Below are 16,542 nucleotides of genomic sequence, written 5' to 3' on the forward strand. Positions count from 1 at the left end.
ATGCCGAGATAGACCTCTAACAGGACTCCTGCCTTGATCCAGTCTGTGCTTTATTTTGCTTTCGGATTTCTGAGCGCTGTCTTGCTGGCCCTGCTCTTTGCCCCTCCGATCTGGCGAAGGGCAACGCTTCTCACGCGCAAGCGTGTCGAAGCGGAGACGCCTTTGACCCTGAACGAGATACAGGCGCAGCGCGACGGTTTGCGCGCAGAGCACGCCATTGCCGAACGCAAGCTTGAACTGAGCCTGGAAAAAGTCAGCGAGAAATCCGCCCGGCAACTGGCCGAACTGAGCGAGAAAGATCGTACGGTGCGCAATCTGACAGGGGATTTGGCTGCCCGCGATGCGACGGTGACAGATCTGCGTTCTACCCTTGTCAACCGGGACAGTGAACTGGGAAAGGCGGCCAAGGTGATCGTTGGCCACGAACGTACGCTCGAACAGCGCCTGGCAGAACTGGAACTCCTGCATCGCAGGATGTCCAGCCTTGCAATGAACGCGGATAGCCTGCAGATCGAAGTCGCCGCTCAGTCGACCCGTATCGAGAATCTGGCAGACGAACTGCGGGAAGCGCGGCAGGACAAGCGCGATAGTGATGAACGCAGGCGCAAGGCTGAGACCGACCTGAAGGCGAGCCAGCATGCCCTGGAACAGGAGGTGAAACGCAGCGCCGAACTGGAAAAGCGTTCGAGCGCGCTGCTCAGGCAACTGTCAGACAGCGAGGCGAGACTCTCGCGTCGTGAGAAGGAAATCGACCGGATCAATGAGCGATTGCGCAAGGTACTGGCGGACGGCCGAAAGCAGGGCTCTTCGTTTCTGGAGCCGCCGCGCGGAAAGGAAGCGCTGCTCCAATCGCAGGAGATCATCCGCCTGCGTGAGGAGATGAACGCACTCGCATCGCAGGTGGTGGCCATGGTTGCGCGGCTGGAGGGGCCGTCATCCCCGGTGAACGATCTGTTGGCCAAGGCGGGGGGCGAGACGTCTGCGGTCTATGACGAAAATGGTGAAGTGATCGTCAGCCTCGCCGAGCGAATCCGTGCGCTGCAGGCCGCGGCCTCAAATGCCAGAAAAACGGCTGAACCTGGATAGGGCTATGCCCGACGCCGTCGCCACATTGAGACTGTCGAAACTTCTCGACATCGGGATGGATACAGTTTGCAATTTTTGCAGCAGCGACTTTGGCAGCCCTTCACCTTCCGTGCCGAGCAGCAGTGCCGTCCGCGGCGCGAGGGCTGCATCATAGATGGCAGTCGTGCCCGACGGACTGAGGGCGAACACTTCGAACCCGCAGCTTTGCAACTTGCCGACTATTTCCTCGATCGAGTGCCCGCGCGCGAAAGGCACTTTGAGTGCCGCCCCGACAGAAACCCGGATCGATTTGCGGTAGAGCGGATCGCAACTGGACTCGTCCATCAGGACACAATTCGCCTCGAATGCAGCAGCGTTGCGAAAGATCGAGCCCATATTGTCGTGATTGGAGATGCCGCACAGAACCACAGTCAGCGCCCGTTCCGGCAAGGCATCGATCAGCGCATCGATGGAGGGCGGCTCACTGCGCCTGCCGACTGCCAAAATACCTCGGTGCATCGGAAAACCCGCAATGGCATCCATAGTCTGGCGCGAAACGCAGTATACCGGAATGTCATCCCGACAGGCTTTCAGCTGGTCGCGAAGTCCAGCAAGCCGATTCTCCAGGATGAGCAGCGATTCTACGACGAGGGCCGGATTGGACAACAGGACATTCAGAACGACCTTGCCCTCGGCGATGAACCGGCCCTCACGTCCCACCAGGTCGCGTTCGCGTACGTTGCGGTAGGGTGCAAGCCGCTCATCGTCGGCGTCGACGATCCGGGTGATGCGATGCTCCAGCCAGTCGGGGTTGTGCGCAACCGATGTCATAATGATGTCTGTTAGGATTCCAATCCGGCTCTGGCCTCACCAGCCATGCGAACAAGCGTCATGTGCATGTCCTTGGCTGAGGTGAGCGGCTCCTTGAAGAAGATGCGCAAGGCATTGTCACCCTCGGCCAGATCGAAGCCATCGGCATCGATGCCCGTCATGCGCCAGTTGCCATCCGCCGCCTGGGCGTAGAAGCGGGCATACAGCGCAATAGCTTCGGAGTGATCCTCGTTCATGTGCTCGACTGCGCCTCGCTCCGCAACTGCCAGTTCCTCGTTGACAGGATAGAGACTGAGCCATTCGGACGCATCCAATTGATAGGCACGGCCAAATCCCCCATTCAGCCGGGCGTTCTTGGGCTCGAGCCGGAAAAACAGGAAATCGCCAAGGCTGACATAGAGCTTGGATTTCGGCAGGTGTGACCGGTATCGCCATTCGACGCGCGCATGGTCCGACGTATTGCGAGGTATTTCGCGTGCCCTGGCCGAAATGGTCATGCGCGGCGAGGCAAGAGGGTCGCCCTTGCCCGGTTCGCCGACCAGCAGCGAACAGCGCGGGTCTGCCAGAAGCGCCGGCGTGTGGGCAGCCAGAGCAGAAACCAGAATGATGGGAGTGCCATCATGGTCCGTGGCAAATCCAACGCGCGTGGCGATCGGGTCGCCGGATGCAGGGTCGAGAGTTGCTATGACCGCGTGGCGAGCCGAGCGCAGCAATGTACGCGCAAGGCGTATTGCTCCATCATCAATGTCACGGAAGACGTCAATATTTTCTGTCAAAGCGGGCCCCTCATGTCAGCGAACAACCGATTGATAGTTCGTTAGCGAAAGGGGAACAAGGGATTTGAGAGGGGCAGCGGATTCAGGCGGCGAGGGATCGATTGTCGTTTAGGCCGACATCATTCATGCAGTCTGCAAGCAGGTCGAGGTCTACCGGGCCAATGGTGCAAAGCACGGGAGCAACGTCTTCGGCCGGAACCTGAAGAGCGATCAGTTCCCGGAGTGCTTCCATCAGTGTTTCGCGGGTATCGTACCGAGCGGAATGCGTGCGCATAGGACGACCTCTGAGCTTGATCCATTGCGTAAAGATTAAGGCAAATAGGGTAAATGAATTCTTAATTTTGCCATTTTTGAAATTTTTTTGTGCTTGTGTCGGTTAAAATAACTGGTTAATTTCAAATGGATGATAAGGTATCATTACACAACGGTCATGTTTGCCATTGTTTGGCCCCAAATGGCATCATTCTGAGAGCACCTTCACCAGCAGGAACAACAGCGATGAGAATTGCTTCGTGATCGGCTTCGCTAAGTGGAAAATCCATCCTATCGCGGGCATCATCGCGGTCGCCGGGCTCGCCAGCGGCTGCACCCAGACCGGGTCGCATTCCAAGATTTCGGCCGACCTGACAACGCGGACTAGCAAAAGTTACGCCTATACGCCCAAGGACAAGGAATGCCTGGAACGGGCAATGTTCTTTGAATCCAACCGCTCGAGCCAAGAGGGCCTGATGGCCGTTGGTACGGTGGTCATGAACCGGCTCGATTCGGGCAAATGGGGCAATACGATTTGCGGCGTGGTCGGCCAGAAGGGACAGTTTGCACCTGGTGTGCTGTCACGACCCATGAAATCCGCCGCGCTGCCGGACGTCCAGGCTGCAGCGGACGCGGTGCTCAAGGGTGAACGCAATCCAAAGGTGAAGAACGCCATGTTCTTCCATACGGCTGGCCTGCGGTTCCCCTACAAGAACATGCACTACACGGTTGTTGCCGGGGGTAACGCCTTCTATGAGAAGCGCGACCGCTACCATACGGCCGAAATCGCATCCAAGGATGCGAGCGTGGCAATCGCCAATGCCTATATTGCCAGCACGCGAATGGCCGGCGCCAAGCCGGCGAACACGGTCATGGTTGCCAGCGCGTCCCAGCCGGCTGCGACGACCTCGTCGACACCGACGTCTGGCCGGGTAATGAACCAGCCTGTCGTCGTTGCCCAGGCGGATATCGCTCCGATGACGTTCGACACGTCGAAAGTCGCGGTGCCAATGGACCCGCCGCCGCAGGCCATGGATTACAGAACAGCGCCGGCGGCCCAGCCGGTACGGTCGACGACGGAGCCCGGCCTGCTGGCTTATGAAGCACCAAACGGCAAGGCGGTTGATGCGATCGGCCAGATGCTGCTGGCGCAGGATCGGCCGAACTCCCTTTAAGCAAAGATAGAGCTCTGATGCGGACGGCGTCAGGGTACCAGATAATGGTGCGCCCATTCGCTGTGGGGCACTATATCCCCTATGGCATATTCGAAAGCCAGCACCGTCATGTGGTCGGGCGATGTCGAGCACGAATAGGAGAGGTGATACCATTCACCCTTGCTGCGGAATGCAGCGCCGGCCGAACGGATCTTGTCGCCTTTGATCTTCGGTTCTTCAAAGGCGTAGGCGACCAATTCGTCGGGTACGAGCTTGGCGGGATCCTTATGTATGCGCTCCATTGCCTCGACGTCGCACCGTTGTTCAAGACGCGTTTGCGGATCGAGGCGTTCCAGCTCGCGAGCGGTGCCTGTATCCATCGCACGCACCGGAGTTGCCAAGGTAACGGACAGCAAGAGCATGACACCAATTGTTCTCATCGAAGCCTGCTTTCTGAATCTTGAAAGTTTGGGAGTTCCTGTTGGCGCGGGTGTGCTGTTCCGGTCGCGTCGCTCATGCGCGCATCAATACCAGTTGGATTGGGACCAAATTGTGAACGTTCGGGCCGCCTTCGCCTAAACGCAGTGTTTAGTAGACATAGGGCAGGACGCGCCACGTGCGCGCGCGATACTGCAGATATTCCTCTCCAAACGCCTCTTCCATCATCGCCTCCTCCGGGCCTATGCGGGAGAAAAACAGAAAGCCAAATCCGGCCAGTCCGGAGAGCCCGGCGACATAATTCGGCAGTAGCAAGGCCTGAGCCAGGGCCATGAGCCAGAATGCCGTGTACATGGGGTGTCGGACGCGCCTGTAGATGCCGTTTGTAATGAGCTTGTGGTCCTGTTTGAGCTGCAACGAGACCGACCACATCTTTCCAAGTGCCTTGTGCGTGAGGCGGAAGAGGACAAGTGCGGCGATGGCGGAAATCACGCCAAGCGTGAGCAGCACCGGATGGGCTTCATAATTTGCAAAGCGCGGCTGTCCGGTCAGAACATAGATGACCGGGATGATGCCAAAGCCAGTAAAGGAGATCGCAAGGCGCACGGTATCGGCGCCAGGGCGCCGGTCGACGGTGAGTTTTGTACGGCGGGCACGCCGGTCAAATGGACGGCGCAAGAGATACCAGCTCGTAACAAGCATGACCCAAAGAGCCTTGCCAGCGGTCACCAGAGATATCATCGTGCAGCAGATCCTTGAATTTTGATGGCTGCCGGAGCAGCTGGCTTGGGCCGATCACAAGGCAATCCGCCCCGAGCGGCAATATCCGCAAATGACTCCGGTCCACACAAAATGGCATGCCAGGAGTAATGCGTTCGCTTTTCAACTCCAAAAACGAACTGGCGATGAACCCGAAACAGGTTTCGCCGTATGGCACGGTATGCCTCGTCACGAAGCTGATTGCGAAACCTCACCCTCACCAAAACCGGGGATTTGGCGTCCTGGATATGCAGATCGCGCACAGGATCGGATTTGTAGAAGTTCATCGGATCAGTCAGCGACTGCACATCAATCCAGGTCGCGTTGCTGCGCGCAACGGTTCCGACGCTCTCGCGCAGTGCCCTGGCAGAGGGATGAAGCGCCACTTTCAAGAGGCTCGACCCGACAGTGAGAAGACCATAACGGCGCGGCGCATTCCGGCGTAGAGCAGCATCCAGGACCTGAAGCGCACAGATTGCGCCAAGGCTGTGGGCAGCGACGACAATTTCAGTACCTGCCGGAGTCCTGCCGATTCGGGTTTCTGCATCGGCGACGACTTTATCCAGTTTTTGCAGCACACCCGGCCGTTGGCCCCGGGCGATATCCCAGGCGAATGTCCAGTCATCCAGTAGAAGCAGCAAGTGCAGCTTGCGGTGGGCGAACCAGCACAAAATGCCTGCCGTCATCAGCGCGCAGACCAGCGGAACGATGATAGACCCCGACACCAGGCCTGATGCGACGTCATAGGCGCCAAATGACGCCGCAACGACCAGGCCGAGAAGTATCACCGGGTAGAGGAAGAACAGCGAATATCGCCAGCTAACGGCAACGAAGCGGAAGAATGTTCCCGTCACGATGAAGTCGAGAAGGGCGCCGGTTCCACTGAGTAAACGCACGAGCGGATTTCTCGATGCATAGAACATCGTAATGTCGCCGAGACCGTAAAGCACAAAATCCGTTTGGGTGGCCCAGTCTTTGCCTGACGTGTGCAGGCTAAACTCACCGGTGGCAACTTCTGCGTCGGGACGGGACGTCTTGAGTGGAGCCGTTTCGGTCAGTTGCATGTCATAGACAGGCGCTGTCTTTGCCGCCTCGCGCACAAAGCGACGATGGTGAGCCTCTACAGGCATATGTTCAAAGCCTGGCAACAACACGACCAGACGATTGACAACCGTCATCTGTTTTTCTTCCAGCATCCGGGTCTCAGCAATCTGCCTTAAACTCAACTCGATTCCAGATTGCATATATTAACAGAATGCTGATTTGAAATCGTTCTAAAATGATGGGTCGGATCATGTCAGGCACTATTTCGGAGCCATCCGGATTGCACCGTCCAGGCGTATCGTCTCGCCGTTCAACATCGGGTTTTCGATGATGTGCAGTGCGAGCGCAGCATATTCCTCGGGTTTGCCGAGCCGGGAGGGAAACGGAATGGAGGCAGCAAGGGAATCCTGAACGTCCTGCGGCATTGCCAGCAGCATGGGCGTTCCGAAAATGCCTGGCGCGATTGCCATGACGCGAATGCCGAAGCGCGCAAGTTCCCGCGCGGCCGGCAAGGTGAGGCCGGCGATTCCCGCTTTCGACGACGCATAGGCCGCCTGGCCGATCTGCCCGTCGAAAGCTGCGACCGAGGCGGTGGAGATGATCACACCACGTTCACCGCCTTCCAGCGGCTCGAGCCTTGACGCTGCATCGCTCACAAGGCGCAGCATGTTGAATGAACCTATCAGATTCACCTCGATTACCCGACGATATAGCTCCAGATCGTGTGGCCCATCGCGGCCCACGATACGGCCGGCATTGGCAATGCCAGCGCAATTGACCAGAATGCGGGGCGTTCCCAATTCATCGGTCACGCGGGATACGGCCTTCTGAGCATCATCGGCGCTCGAAACGTTGCAGCTGAGGGCGATTCCGCCAATCTCATTGGCCACTTTTTGGGCGGCTTCCAAGTTGATGTCCAAAATGGCAACCTCGGCGCCTTTTTCGGCCAGTGCCCGCGCCGTTGCTGCGCCCAGTCCCGAACCTCCGCCCGTTACGATCGCTGTATGGCCTTGGATGTTCAAAATGGCTCCTCCCTTTAGTCCCGATGTCTTCTTGCACGAGTTACGCTAGTTAGCCAGACTGGGAACTGCTTTTGCCCTTCGAAATTCATTTCTTCACGCTAATTTCAATTTGAGCCTACACCGCATACCGGAACTCAGTGGACGAATTTTTGGTGAATTTCACTGTTTTTTCGTCTTGTAGGGTGACTTTCCCCAGAATCGTCAATTATGCAGCATGTGACGGGTTGACTGCGAATAAATCTGCTTGCATTGCGACATTGCAAAGGCTTCCATGCAACCTTCGTTGTAGGCATGGGGGCCTGCAACATAAAAAACCTCTGAAGGTGGAAAAGATGAATACCTACAAGAAACTCCTTGCGGCGACGGCGCTCGCAATGCTGACGGGTGGGCTGATGGCAGGTGGAGCCTCGGCCAAAACGCTCGTCTATTGCTCCGAAGCTGCTCCTGGCGGTTTTGATCCGGCGCTCTACACGGGTGGTGAAACACTCGATGCAACAGGACAGGCCGTGTTCAACAAACTGGTCGAGTTCAAGCCCGGCAAGTCCGAGGTTGAGCCTGCGCTGGCCGAAAGCTGGACCATCTCCGATGATGGCCTGCAGTACACATTCAAGCTGCGTCCGGGCGTCAAGTTCCAGACCACAAGCTATTTCACGCCGACGCGCGACCTCAACGCTGACGACGTCGTCTTCTCCTTCGAACGCCAGAAGGAAGGCAGCCCATGGGCAAAGTATGTCGACGGCGCTTCCTATGAGTATTTCGAAGGCATGGACTTCCCCAAGCTGATCAAGTCGGTTGAAAAGGTCGATGACCTGACCGTCAAGATCACGCTGACCAAGCCGAACGCACCGATGATCGCAAACCTGGCCATGGACTTCTCGTCCATCGTGTCCAAGGAATATGCCGACAAGCTTCAGGCTGATGGAACTCAGCAGAAATTCAACGAACAGCCGGTAGGCACGGGTCCATTCCAGTTCGTTGACTATCAGTTGAATACAGCTATTCGCTACGAAGCCAATCCGACGTTCTGGAAGGGCAAGGTCAAACTCGACAACCTGATCTTTGCGGTCACGCCAGACGCGGCTGTCCGCGTGCAGAAGCTCAAGGCCGGCGAATGCCAGCTGACGATCTATCCGGATCCTGCAGATGTCGAGGGCCTGAAGGCAGATTCGAACCTCACCGTCATGCAGGAAAGCGGCCTCAACGTTTCGACCCTTGCCTACAACACGACGCAGGCACCGTTCGACAAGGCTGAAGTGCGCAAGGCGCTCAACATGGCAATCGACAAGAAGGCAATCGTTGACGCCGTCTATCTTGGCCAGGGTACGCCTGCGATCAACCCGATCCCGCCAACGATGTGGTCCTACAACAAGTCGATCAAGGATGACGAATACAATCCTGAAGCGGCAAAGGCAGCTCTCGAAAAGGCTGGCGTCAAGGATCTCTCGCTTAAGATCTGGGCAATGCCGGTTGTTCGTCCTTACATGCCGAACGGTCGCCGTACGGCTGAGCTCTTGCAGTCTGATTTTGCCAAGGTCGGCGTCAAGGTCGAGATCGTCAGCTACGACTGGCAGGAATATCTGAAGCGCGCTTCCGATCCGAAGCATGATGGCGCTGTCATCATCGGCTGGACCGGTGACAATGGCGATCCGGACAACTTCCTCGCAACGCTGTTGTCCTGCCAGGCTGTCGGCAGCTCCAACCGCGCTGCATGGTGCAACCAGGAATTCACCGACTTGATCAACAAGGCGGCCGTTACGTCCGACGTTGCCGAACGCACCAAGCTTTACGAAGAAGCCCAGGCTGTGTTCAAGCGCGAAGCTCCGTGGGCAACGCTTGCTCATTCGCTCGTAACGACTGCAATGAACAAGAGTGTGAGCGGCTATGTGCCGAGCGCATTTGGCGTGCACAACTTCGAAAACGTAGACATCGCCGAGTAATTAAAACTCCTCGCGGTACCGGCTTTTGGCCGGTACCGCTTTTTTTCAGGTTATCATGTTTCGTTATATCGCTTCCCGAGTGCTGCTGCTGATCCCAACGTTCATTGGCATCAGCTTTGTGGCCTTTATTTTCATTCGCTTGCTTCCTGGAGATCCCGTCATCGCTCTTGCCGGCGAACGCGGCATGACCCCTGAACGGCACCAGTTACTGATGGAGCAGTTCGGTTTCAACAGGCCGATCTGGGAACAGTATCTCTCGTTCCTGTGGAACATATTCCATGGCGATTTCGGCACGTCGATAGCCAGCAAACGTGCAGTTCTCGCAGATTTCCTGACCCTTTTCCCGGCAACGCTTGAGCTCAGCATCTGTGCCATGTTGTTTGCCGTCATTATTGGCATTCCCGCCGGAATCTTCGCTGCTGTCAAGCGCGGGTCGATTTTTGATCAGCTGAGCATGGGCATTGCGCTGGTTGGCTACTCCATGCCGATTTTCTGGTGGGGTATCCTGCTGATCATCCTGTTTGCCGGCATACTGCACTGGACCCCGGTTTCCGGCCGGATGGATCTGATCTACTTCTTCAAGCCGACGACCGGCTTCATGCTGATCGATAGCCTGATCTCAGGCGGCAAGGGCGCTTTCAAATCGGCGGTTTCGCATCTCATCCTGCCAACCATCGTGCTCGGCACGATCCCGCTTGCGGTGATTGCTCGCCAGACGCGTTCGGCCATGCTGGAAGTCCTGGGCGAGGACTATGTGCGTACCGCAAAAGCAAAGGGCCTTGCACAAAAGCGGGTTATCGGCGTGCATGCACTGCGCAATGCCATGATCCCCGTCATCACAACCATCGGCTTGCAGATGGGTCTTCTCATGGCCGGCGCCATTCTGACAGAGACCATCTTCTCGTGGCCCGGTATCGGAAAGTGGATGATCGATGCGATCGCCAAACGCGATTATGTCGTCGTTCAGGGTGGTCTCATGCTGGTCGCGCTCATCGTCATGACCGTCAATTTGATCGTCGATCTGCTCTATGCGGTCGTCAATCCGCGCATCCGCGTAAAGTGAGGAACAGTGACTAACGAAGTTTCCCCGCCCGTACCGATTGCCGCCGCCCAGAGCTCGGGCCGCATGGCACGGTTCTCGGAATTCTGGTTCTATTTCAGCGTCAACAAGGGCGCTGTGATCGGTCTCGCCGTCCTGGTGTTCCTGTTGCTGGTCGCAATCTTTGCGCCGCTTATTGCACCGCATGCGCCATACCAACAGTACCGCGAAGCCCTGCTTACGCCGCCCTCATGGCAGGCAGGCGGCAATTCGATGTTCCTGCTTGGCACTGATGCAGTTGGCCGTGACCTTCTGTCCCGCCTGATTTACGGCGCCCGGTTCTCGCTGTTCATCGGTCTCATCGTTGTGACCATAGCCATGTTCAGCGGCGTGATACTCGGCGTCCTTGCCGGCTATTTCCGCGGTTGGGTCGATGCGCTGATCATGCGCATCATGGATATCATCCTGGCTTTCCCGCCATTGCTTCTGGCCCTGGTGCTCGTCGCCATTCTGGGACCTGGCCTGTTCAATGCAATGATCGCCATTGCGCTGGTCCTGCAGCCCCACTTTGCCCGCCTGACACGTGCGGCGGTGATGAGTGAAAAGAACCGCGAATATGTGATTGCCTCGAAGCTGGCGGGCGCGGGCCACCTGCGCCTGATGTTCAAGACGATCCTGCCAAATTGCCTGGCGCCGTTGATCGTGCAGGGAACGTTGTCGTTCTCCAACGCCATCCTCGAAGCCGCTGCCCTCGGCTTTCTCGGCATGGGCGCGCAGCCGCCAACGCCTGAATGGGGCACTATGCTCGCCGAAGCGCGTGAGTTCATCCTGCGCGCCTGGTGGGTTGTCACGTTCCCCGGCCTGGCAATTCTCATTACGGTGCTCGCAATCAACCTCGTTGGCGATGGCCTGCGTGATGCCCTCGATCCCAAGCTGAAGAGGAGCTGAGATCATGGCACTGCTCGAAATCAAGAACCTTTCGGTTGGCTTCGACACCAGCACCGGCCAGTTCATGGCCGTGCAGGGCATCGATCTTTCGGTTGATGCGCGTGAAGTGCTGGCCATTGTCGGTGAATCCGGTTCCGGCAAGTCCGTGGCCATGCTCGCCGTGATGGGACTGTTGCCCAAGACGGCGACAGTCACTGCCGACAGCATGACCTTTGATGGTCATAACCTTCTGACCATGACGAACAAACAGCGGCGCGAAATCGTCGGTCGCGACGTGGCCATGATTTTCCAGGAACCGATGGCAAGTCTCAATCCTTGCTTCACAGTCGGATTTCAGCTGGAGGAAGTGTTGCGCTTTCACATGAAGATGGACGCAACGACACGGCGCAAGCGGGCCATCGAGTTGCTGCAGCAAGTGGGAATTCCTACTCCTGAAGAGCGCCTGAACTCGTTTCCGCATCAGATGTCCGGCGGCCAATGCCAGCGCGTCATGATTGCCATCGCGATTGCCTGCAACCCGAAACTGCTGATTGCCGACGAGCCGACGACCGCGCTGGACGTGACCATCCAGAAGCAGATTCTCGACCTGCTGGTCAGTCTGCAAGCGAAGTACGGCATGGGCCTGATCATGATTACGCACGACATGGGTGTCGTCGCGGAAACAGCCGACCGTGTCATCGTGCAATACAAGGGACGCAAGATGGAGGAGGCCGATGTGCTTTCACTCTTCGAGTCGCCCAAGAGCCCCTACACACGCGCGCTGCTTTCTGCCCTGCCGGAGAATGCAACAGGTGACCGGCTGTCGACCGTCGCGGACTTCATGAAACAGGAAGCAGCAATTTCAGGAGCCCCATCATGACGGAGATCGTGCTTGAAGGGCGCAATATCGTTCGCGATTACCATGTAGGCGGAAGCATGTTCGGCAAGGCCAAGACTGTGCATGCAGTCAAGGGTGTCAGCTTCACGCTTGAGAAGGGCAAGACCCTTGCCATCGTTGGCGAGAGCGGTTGCGGCAAGTCAACCCTTGGTCGTATTCTGACGCTGATCGATCCGCAGACATCGGGGGAGCTGCTTATCGACGGCAAGCCGATCAACATTGCCCGCGATCGGGTCACGCCCGAGCTTCGTCGGAAAGTACAGATCATTTTCCAGAACCCCTATGGCTCGCTCAACCCGCGCCAGAAGATTGGCGAAGTGCTCGGCGAACCGCTGCTGCTCAACACCAACAAGACCGCAGCGGAGCGCCGTGACCTGGCCATGCAGATGCTCGTGAAGGTCGGGCTCGGTCCTGAACACTACAATCGTTATCCGCACATGTTCTCGGGTGGCCAGCGCCAGCGCATCGCCATTGCCCGTGCCTTGATGCTGAGCCCGAGCCTTCTGGTGCTGGACGAGCCGGTTTCTGCGCTCGACCTGTCTGTTCAGGCGCAAGTGCTCAATCTGCTTGCCGATCTACAGGACGAATTCAACCTCACTTACGTTTTCATCAGCCATGACTTGTCAGTGGTACGCTACATTGCCGACGAGGTGATGGTGATGTACTACGGCGAAGTCGTCGAATATGGTACGCGCGACGAGGTGTTCTCCAATCCTCAGCACAGCTATACGAAGACGCTGTTTGCAGCGACACCGAGGTCCGACGTCGAAAGCATCAGGGCACGTCTGGCCAAGAAGAAGGCTGCGGCCTGATTGATTCCTGCTGCTGTGTGGCTCAGGAGTTGCGCGTGGTTCGCCCTTCGACAAGCTCAGGACGAAGCTCACCATGAGGGAAATGGCTGGCTGCACAAATAGCTGCGGCCAGACTTGACTCTCTGCTGTCAAAACACTTCCCTCATCGTGAGCTTGTCGAGTTACGCACAGCGAGAGGGAAGTTATGACCAAGCAGCCGATTGCTACGGCGCCAAAAGATGGCAGCAAGGTCCAGGTTTTCTGGACCGATGAGGACGGACAGGAGAACGAATCGATTGGTCAGTTTCGTTCGCTTGACCGGCTGAAGGCCACCGGCGGCCAGTGGGATGAAACCGACGCCGGCTGGTGGATATTCACGGATTCGAACACCCAGAAAAAGGTCTCGCCCCATTCCTGGCAGCCCGCTGGCAAGGCTGGCGATGAGGAAGAGGACGCAGAGTAGGGTATTTTCCGAGCCGCGCTTTCCTCGGCCAGGGAGAGAAGGAGAACACTCGGTACCTCGCAAGATGCTGGCGAACCACGCACCCCGGCAAAACCCTCAATGACCCAAGCCAGATGGGGTTCCAGCCGGATAATTTAATTTCTCTGGTGTTTCAGGAGGCCCCGGACGATGTCGTCGGCGGAAATCACGCCGAGAATCGTGCCCTTGTCGACAACGCCCACGTCGCCATTGTTCTTCGCCACCGCCTGCATGATCTCGCGTACCGGCGTTTCAGGGCGCGCAGTGGCGGCGAAAGGCCGGTCAGCGGGACGCGAACGGTCGAGCGGTACCATGATATCGGCCGCAGTCAGAACACCGAGCGGGTTCATGTTGGCAACGAAATCCGCGACATAATCATTGGCGGGATTGAGCAGGATATCCTGGGCCGTGCCGCATTGAATGATCCGGCCACCTTCCATGATGGCAATCCGGTTGCCGATCTTCATCGCCTCATCGAGATCATGACTGACAAAGACGATGGTTTTCTTCAGGCGCTCCTGCAGGCTCAGCAATTCATCCTGAAGCCGGGTGCGGATCAAAGGGTCCAGTGCGGAGAATGGTTCATCCATGAGCAGGATGGGTGCGCCGGTTGCAAAGGCGCGCGCCAAACCTACGCGCTGCTGCATGCCACCCGAGAGTTCGCCGACCTTGCGTTTGGCCCAATCCTTCAGATTGACGAGCTCGAGCTGTTGCTGCACCGCGCTCGCGCGCTCCTCCTTGGGAACCCCAGACAGTTCGAGGCCGAAGCCGACATTCTCTTCCACTGTCCGCCAGGGTAGCAAGCCGAACTGCTGGAACACCATCGAAACGAGGTGCTTTCTCAGGTCACGCAGCGTGTTCTTGTCGGCTTTGCCGACGTCGATGGAACGTCCGCCATTATGGACGACAACCGAGCCCCGCGAGATGGGGTTGAGGCGATTGATGGCACGCAGCAGGGTTGACTTGCCGGAGCCAGAAAGTCCCATCAGGACGACAATCTCGCCTTCGGCAATGGTGATCGAGCAATTGTGTACGCCGAGCACGTGGCCGGTTTCCGCCTGGATGTCGGAGCGGCTTTTTCCCTTGTCGGCAAGCGCAAGCGAATCGTCCGTCTTCTTGCCAAAGATGATGCAGACGTTTTCGAGAGTGATCGCGGTCATTCGCCTACCTCCTTGCCCGGGCGGAAGATTCGGTCAAGCACGATGGCAACCACCACGATGACAAGTCCTGCCTCGAAACCCAGGGCGGTGTTGACCGAATTCAGCGCGCGAACGACCGGGACGCCCAGGCCATCGGCGCCGACCAGTGCGGCGATGACGACCATCGAAAGCGACAGCATGATGGTCTGGGTCAGGCCTGCCAGAATTTGCGGCATGGCATAGGGCAATTCAATCTTCCACAACAGCTGGCGCGACGATGCACCAAACGCTTCGCCAGCCTCGACCAGGTGCAGCGGGGTCGACGAGACACCGAGATGAGTGAGTCTTATAGGGGCCGGCAGCACGAAGATTGCAGTCGCCAGCAGGCCTGGAACCATGCCTATGCCGAAGAAGACGATTGCGGGGATCAGGTAGACGAAAGTTGGCAATGTCTGCATCAGGTCGAGAACCGGACGGATGGCCGCATAGAACTTCGGGCGGTGTGCAGCGATGATACCGATCGGCACGCCGATGCCCATGCACAGAATGCAGGAAGAAAGCACGAGCGTGAGGGTCTCCATCGTCTCCTGCCAGTAACCCTGATTGAGAATGAACAGGAAGCCGAGAACGGTAAGCAACGTTACGCCGATCGATCGCCGCAGCGCATAGGCGATAGCCGCGAAGATCACGATCATGATCAAGGGATGCGGGTATTTCAGAAGGAACATAAGCCCGTCGATGAAAGCCTGCATGATTGTCGCCAGGCCGTCAAAGAACCAGGCGAAATTGTTCGTAAGCCAATCGACGATGGCCTTCGCCGTCCTGCCAACTGGAATCTTGTCTTGCGTTAACCAGTCCAAGCGAAACTATCCCTCTGTCACATGATAATAATGGAAAGACCTGTCCGGCACGAAAGCCGGACAGTTGGTGTTCACTTTGTTCTTACAGCCGATCCCGGTCGAGATCGCGATTACAGTCCAAGCGCTGACTTGACTGCCGGGAGTCCTTCCTTGCCGTCAAAAGTGGTCACGCCTGCCAGCCAGGTGTCGAGAATGGCGGGATTGGCCTTCAGCCACTCCGTCGCTGCCTTCGCTCCATCCTCGCCGTCATCGAGAATCTTGCCCATGATCTCATTTTCCATCGTCAGATTGAATTTGAGATTTGTCAGCAGCTTGCCGACATTGGGACACTCGGTCGTGTAGCCCGCACGGACATTGGTATGGATGATGGCGCCGCCGAAATCCGGGCCAAATACGTCATCGCCGCCGGAAAGATAGGCGAGCTTGAAGTTCGTATTCATCGGATGCGGCTCCCAGCCGAGGAAAACAATCGGCTTTTCGCTTTTCGTTTCCTTAGCGACCTGCGCCAGCATGCCCTGCTCGGACGATTCAGCGAGCTCGAAGCCCTTGAGGCCGAACTGATCCTTGGAAATCATGTCGAGAATCAAGCGGTTGCCATCATTGCCTGGTTCGATGCCGTAGATCTTGCCGCCGAGATCATCCTTGAACTTGGCGATATCCTTGAAATCCTTCAGGCCCTTGTCATAAAGGTACTGCGGCACGGCGAGGGTGTATTTCGCACCGGTCAGGTTTGGGCCGAGGTCGTCAACTGTCTTGTTCTCCAGATACGGCTTGATATCGGCAGACATGGTCGGCATCCAGTTGCCGAGAAACACGTCAATGTCCTTCTTGCCAAGCGAAGCGTAAGTGACAGGTACGGAAAGCACCTTAGTATCGGTTGAATAACCAAGTCCTTTCAGGACTTCGCTTGTGGCCGCCGTAGTTGCGGTGATGTCAGTCCATCCCACGTCGGCGAATCGGACTGTCTTGCAAGATTCGGGCTCCGCTGCAAATGCGGTGCTTGCGGACAGCGCCAGAGCCAGAGAAATGGTGAGTTTGGATAACACTTTCATCGTTAGTTCTCCCTCTCCGGGTTTCTCCCGGTTGATACCTGCAAGAACCAAGCACCAAATCGGCGGTCATTCAAGCA

At 57.3% G+C, this 16,542-nt stretch carries 18 protein-coding genes; 8 read left to right on the top strand and 10 right to left on the bottom strand.

Translation table 11 applies throughout. The features are described 5' to 3' along the window. The first annotated feature begins 33 nt into the window (after positions 1–33). The gene (locus K9U38_RS11300) at positions 34–1,086 is read left to right on the top strand and encodes a coiled-coil domain-containing protein (RefSeq protein ID WP_224494430.1); all 1,053 of its coding nucleotides are present in this window, start codon (positions 34–36) and stop codon (positions 1,084–1,086) included. On the opposite strand, the gene K9U38_RS11305 is transcribed toward K9U38_RS11300, so the two are convergent. The 3 genes from K9U38_RS11305 to K9U38_RS11315 form a co-directional block, all read right to left on the bottom strand. After that, positions 1,054–1,896: a TrmH family RNA methyltransferase gene (locus tag K9U38_RS11305; RefSeq protein ID WP_224494431.1), complete on the bottom strand. Its 843-nt coding sequence runs from the start codon at positions 1,894–1,896 to the stop codon at positions 1,054–1,056. The genes K9U38_RS11300 and K9U38_RS11305 overlap by 33 nt on opposite strands. An 11-nt stretch (positions 1,897–1,907) precedes the next feature. Continuing rightward, on the bottom strand, positions 1,908–2,672 hold the full coding sequence (locus K9U38_RS11310; protein ID WP_224494432.1) for a HugZ family pyridoxamine 5'-phosphate oxidase: 765 nt from the start codon (positions 2,670–2,672) through the stop codon (positions 1,908–1,910). Positions 2,673–2,754: 82 nt separating this feature from the next. Then, entirely contained in the window at positions 2,755–2,946 is a 192-nt protein-coding gene (locus tag K9U38_RS11315; RefSeq protein WP_224494433.1) for a hypothetical protein, read from the bottom strand. Between the two features lie 238 nt (positions 2,947–3,184). Between K9U38_RS11315 and K9U38_RS11320 the strand changes: the two genes are divergently transcribed. Then, on the top strand, positions 3,185–4,099 hold the full coding sequence (locus tag K9U38_RS11320) for a cell wall hydrolase (RefSeq protein WP_224494434.1): 915 nt from the start codon (positions 3,185–3,187) through the stop codon (positions 4,097–4,099). Positions 4,100–4,128: 29 nt separating this feature from the next. Here K9U38_RS11320 and K9U38_RS11325 read toward each other — a convergent pair whose 3' ends face one another. The 4 genes from K9U38_RS11325 to K9U38_RS11340 form a co-directional block, all read right to left on the bottom strand. After that, positions 4,129–4,518 carry a DUF930 domain-containing protein gene (locus K9U38_RS11325; protein WP_224494435.1) on the bottom strand — a complete coding sequence of 130 codons (390 nt, stop codon included), beginning with the start codon at positions 4,516–4,518 and terminating at the stop codon, positions 4,129–4,131. 148 nt (positions 4,519–4,666) lie between these two features. Further along, positions 4,667–5,257: a protein-S-isoprenylcysteine O-methyltransferase gene (locus K9U38_RS11330; RefSeq protein ID WP_224494436.1), complete on the bottom strand. Its 591-nt coding sequence runs from the start codon at positions 5,255–5,257 to the stop codon at positions 4,667–4,669. Next, positions 5,254–6,453, bottom strand: coding sequence for a hypothetical protein (locus K9U38_RS11335; protein WP_224494437.1), 1,200 nt, complete (start codon positions 6,451–6,453; stop codon positions 5,254–5,256). Before K9U38_RS11335 ends, K9U38_RS11330 begins: the two co-directional genes overlap by 4 nt. Before the next feature lie 126 nt (positions 6,454–6,579). Further along, on the bottom strand, positions 6,580–7,341 hold the full coding sequence (locus K9U38_RS11340) for a 3-hydroxyacyl-CoA dehydrogenase (protein ID WP_224494438.1): 762 nt from the start codon (positions 7,339–7,341) through the stop codon (positions 6,580–6,582). A 332-nt stretch (positions 7,342–7,673) separates the two neighbouring features. Between K9U38_RS11340 and K9U38_RS11345 the strand changes: the two genes are divergently transcribed. From K9U38_RS11345 to K9U38_RS11370, 6 genes are all read left to right on the top strand, one after another. Then, the gene (locus K9U38_RS11345) at positions 7,674–9,278 is read left to right on the top strand and encodes an ABC transporter substrate-binding protein (protein WP_224494439.1); all 1,605 of its coding nucleotides are present in this window, start codon (positions 7,674–7,676) and stop codon (positions 9,276–9,278) included. Between the two features lie 55 nt (positions 9,279–9,333). Continuing rightward, complete coding sequence (locus tag K9U38_RS11350) at positions 9,334–10,341, top strand: ABC transporter permease subunit (RefSeq protein WP_224494440.1); 1,008 nt, start codon at positions 9,334–9,336, stop codon at positions 10,339–10,341. A 63-nt stretch (positions 10,342–10,404) separates the two neighbouring features. Next, positions 10,405–11,265 carry an ABC transporter permease subunit gene (locus K9U38_RS11355; RefSeq protein WP_224494533.1) on the top strand — a complete coding sequence of 287 codons (861 nt, stop codon included), beginning with the start codon at positions 10,405–10,407 and terminating at the stop codon, positions 11,263–11,265. A 4-nt stretch (positions 11,266–11,269) separates the two neighbouring features. Continuing rightward, the gene (locus K9U38_RS11360; RefSeq protein ID WP_224494441.1) at positions 11,270–12,124 is read left to right on the top strand and encodes an ABC transporter ATP-binding protein; all 855 of its coding nucleotides are present in this window, start codon (positions 11,270–11,272) and stop codon (positions 12,122–12,124) included. Further along, on the top strand, positions 12,121–12,954 hold the full coding sequence (locus K9U38_RS11365; RefSeq protein ID WP_224494442.1) for an ABC transporter ATP-binding protein: 834 nt from the start codon (positions 12,121–12,123) through the stop codon (positions 12,952–12,954). The genes K9U38_RS11360 and K9U38_RS11365 overlap by 4 nt, the downstream gene beginning before the upstream one ends. A 184-nt stretch (positions 12,955–13,138) precedes the next feature. Next, complete coding sequence (locus K9U38_RS11370; protein ID WP_224494443.1) at positions 13,139–13,396, top strand: hypothetical protein; 258 nt, start codon at positions 13,139–13,141, stop codon at positions 13,394–13,396. 134 nt (positions 13,397–13,530) lie between these two features. On the opposite strand, the gene choV is transcribed toward K9U38_RS11370, so the two are convergent. From choV to K9U38_RS11385, 3 genes are all read right to left on the bottom strand, one after another. Then, positions 13,531–14,574, bottom strand: coding sequence for a choline ABC transporter ATP-binding protein (gene choV, locus K9U38_RS11375; RefSeq protein ID WP_224494444.1), 1,044 nt, complete (start codon positions 14,572–14,574; stop codon positions 13,531–13,533). Further along, a complete protein-coding gene (choW, locus tag K9U38_RS11380) occupies positions 14,571–15,413 on the bottom strand; it encodes a choline ABC transporter permease subunit (RefSeq protein WP_224494445.1) in 843 nt (280 codons plus the stop codon). The genes choV and choW overlap by 4 nt, the downstream gene beginning before the upstream one ends. A gap of 110 nt (positions 15,414–15,523) precedes the next feature. Then, the gene (locus K9U38_RS11385; RefSeq protein ID WP_224494446.1) at positions 15,524–16,465 is read right to left on the bottom strand and encodes a choline ABC transporter substrate-binding protein; all 942 of its coding nucleotides are present in this window, start codon (positions 16,463–16,465) and stop codon (positions 15,524–15,526) included. Positions 16,466–16,542 lie beyond the last annotated feature (77 nt).

Origin of the sequence: Phyllobacterium lublinensis (assembly GCF_020164435.1) — a bacterium.
Classification (GTDB): Bacteria; Pseudomonadota; Alphaproteobacteria; order Rhizobiales; family Rhizobiaceae; genus Phyllobacterium; species Phyllobacterium lublinensis.

What these genes read in the sequence shown, in the direction of transcription:
- K9U38_RS11385 (WP_224494446.1), bottom strand. Translation starts at nt 16,465, where the DNA reads ATGAAAGTGTTATCCAAACTCACCATTTCTCTGGCTCTGGCGCTGTCC.
- K9U38_RS11325 (WP_224494435.1), bottom strand. Translation starts at nt 4,518, where the DNA reads ATGAGAACAATTGGTGTCATGCTCTTGCTGTCCGTTACCTTGGCAACT.
- K9U38_RS11355 (WP_224494533.1), top strand. Translation starts at nt 10,405, where the DNA reads ATGGCACGGTTCTCGGAATTCTGGTTCTATTTCAGCGTCAACAAGGGC.
- K9U38_RS11335 (WP_224494437.1), bottom strand. Translation starts at nt 6,453, where the DNA reads ATGACGGTTGTCAATCGTCTGGTCGTGTTGTTGCCAGGCTTTGAACAT.
- K9U38_RS11370 (WP_224494443.1), top strand. Translation starts at nt 13,139, where the DNA reads ATGACCAAGCAGCCGATTGCTACGGCGCCAAAAGATGGCAGCAAGGTC.
- K9U38_RS11315 (WP_224494433.1), bottom strand. Translation starts at nt 2,946, where the DNA reads ATGCGCACGCATTCCGCTCGGTACGATACCCGCGAAACACTGATGGAA.
- K9U38_RS11305 (WP_224494431.1), bottom strand. Translation starts at nt 1,896, where the DNA reads ATGACATCGGTTGCGCACAACCCCGACTGGCTGGAGCATCGCATCACC.
- K9U38_RS11360 (WP_224494441.1), top strand. Translation starts at nt 11,270, where the DNA reads ATGGCACTGCTCGAAATCAAGAACCTTTCGGTTGGCTTCGACACCAGC.
- K9U38_RS11350 (WP_224494440.1), top strand. Translation starts at nt 9,334, where the DNA reads ATGTTTCGTTATATCGCTTCCCGAGTGCTGCTGCTGATCCCAACGTTC.
- K9U38_RS11345 (WP_224494439.1), top strand. Translation starts at nt 7,674, where the DNA reads ATGAATACCTACAAGAAACTCCTTGCGGCGACGGCGCTCGCAATGCTG.
- K9U38_RS11365 (WP_224494442.1), top strand. Translation starts at nt 12,121, where the DNA reads ATGACGGAGATCGTGCTTGAAGGGCGCAATATCGTTCGCGATTACCAT.
- choV (WP_224494444.1), bottom strand. Translation starts at nt 14,574, where the DNA reads ATGACCGCGATCACTCTCGAAAACGTCTGCATCATCTTTGGCAAGAAG.
- K9U38_RS11330 (WP_224494436.1), bottom strand. Translation starts at nt 5,257, where the DNA reads ATGATATCTCTGGTGACCGCTGGCAAGGCTCTTTGGGTCATGCTTGTT.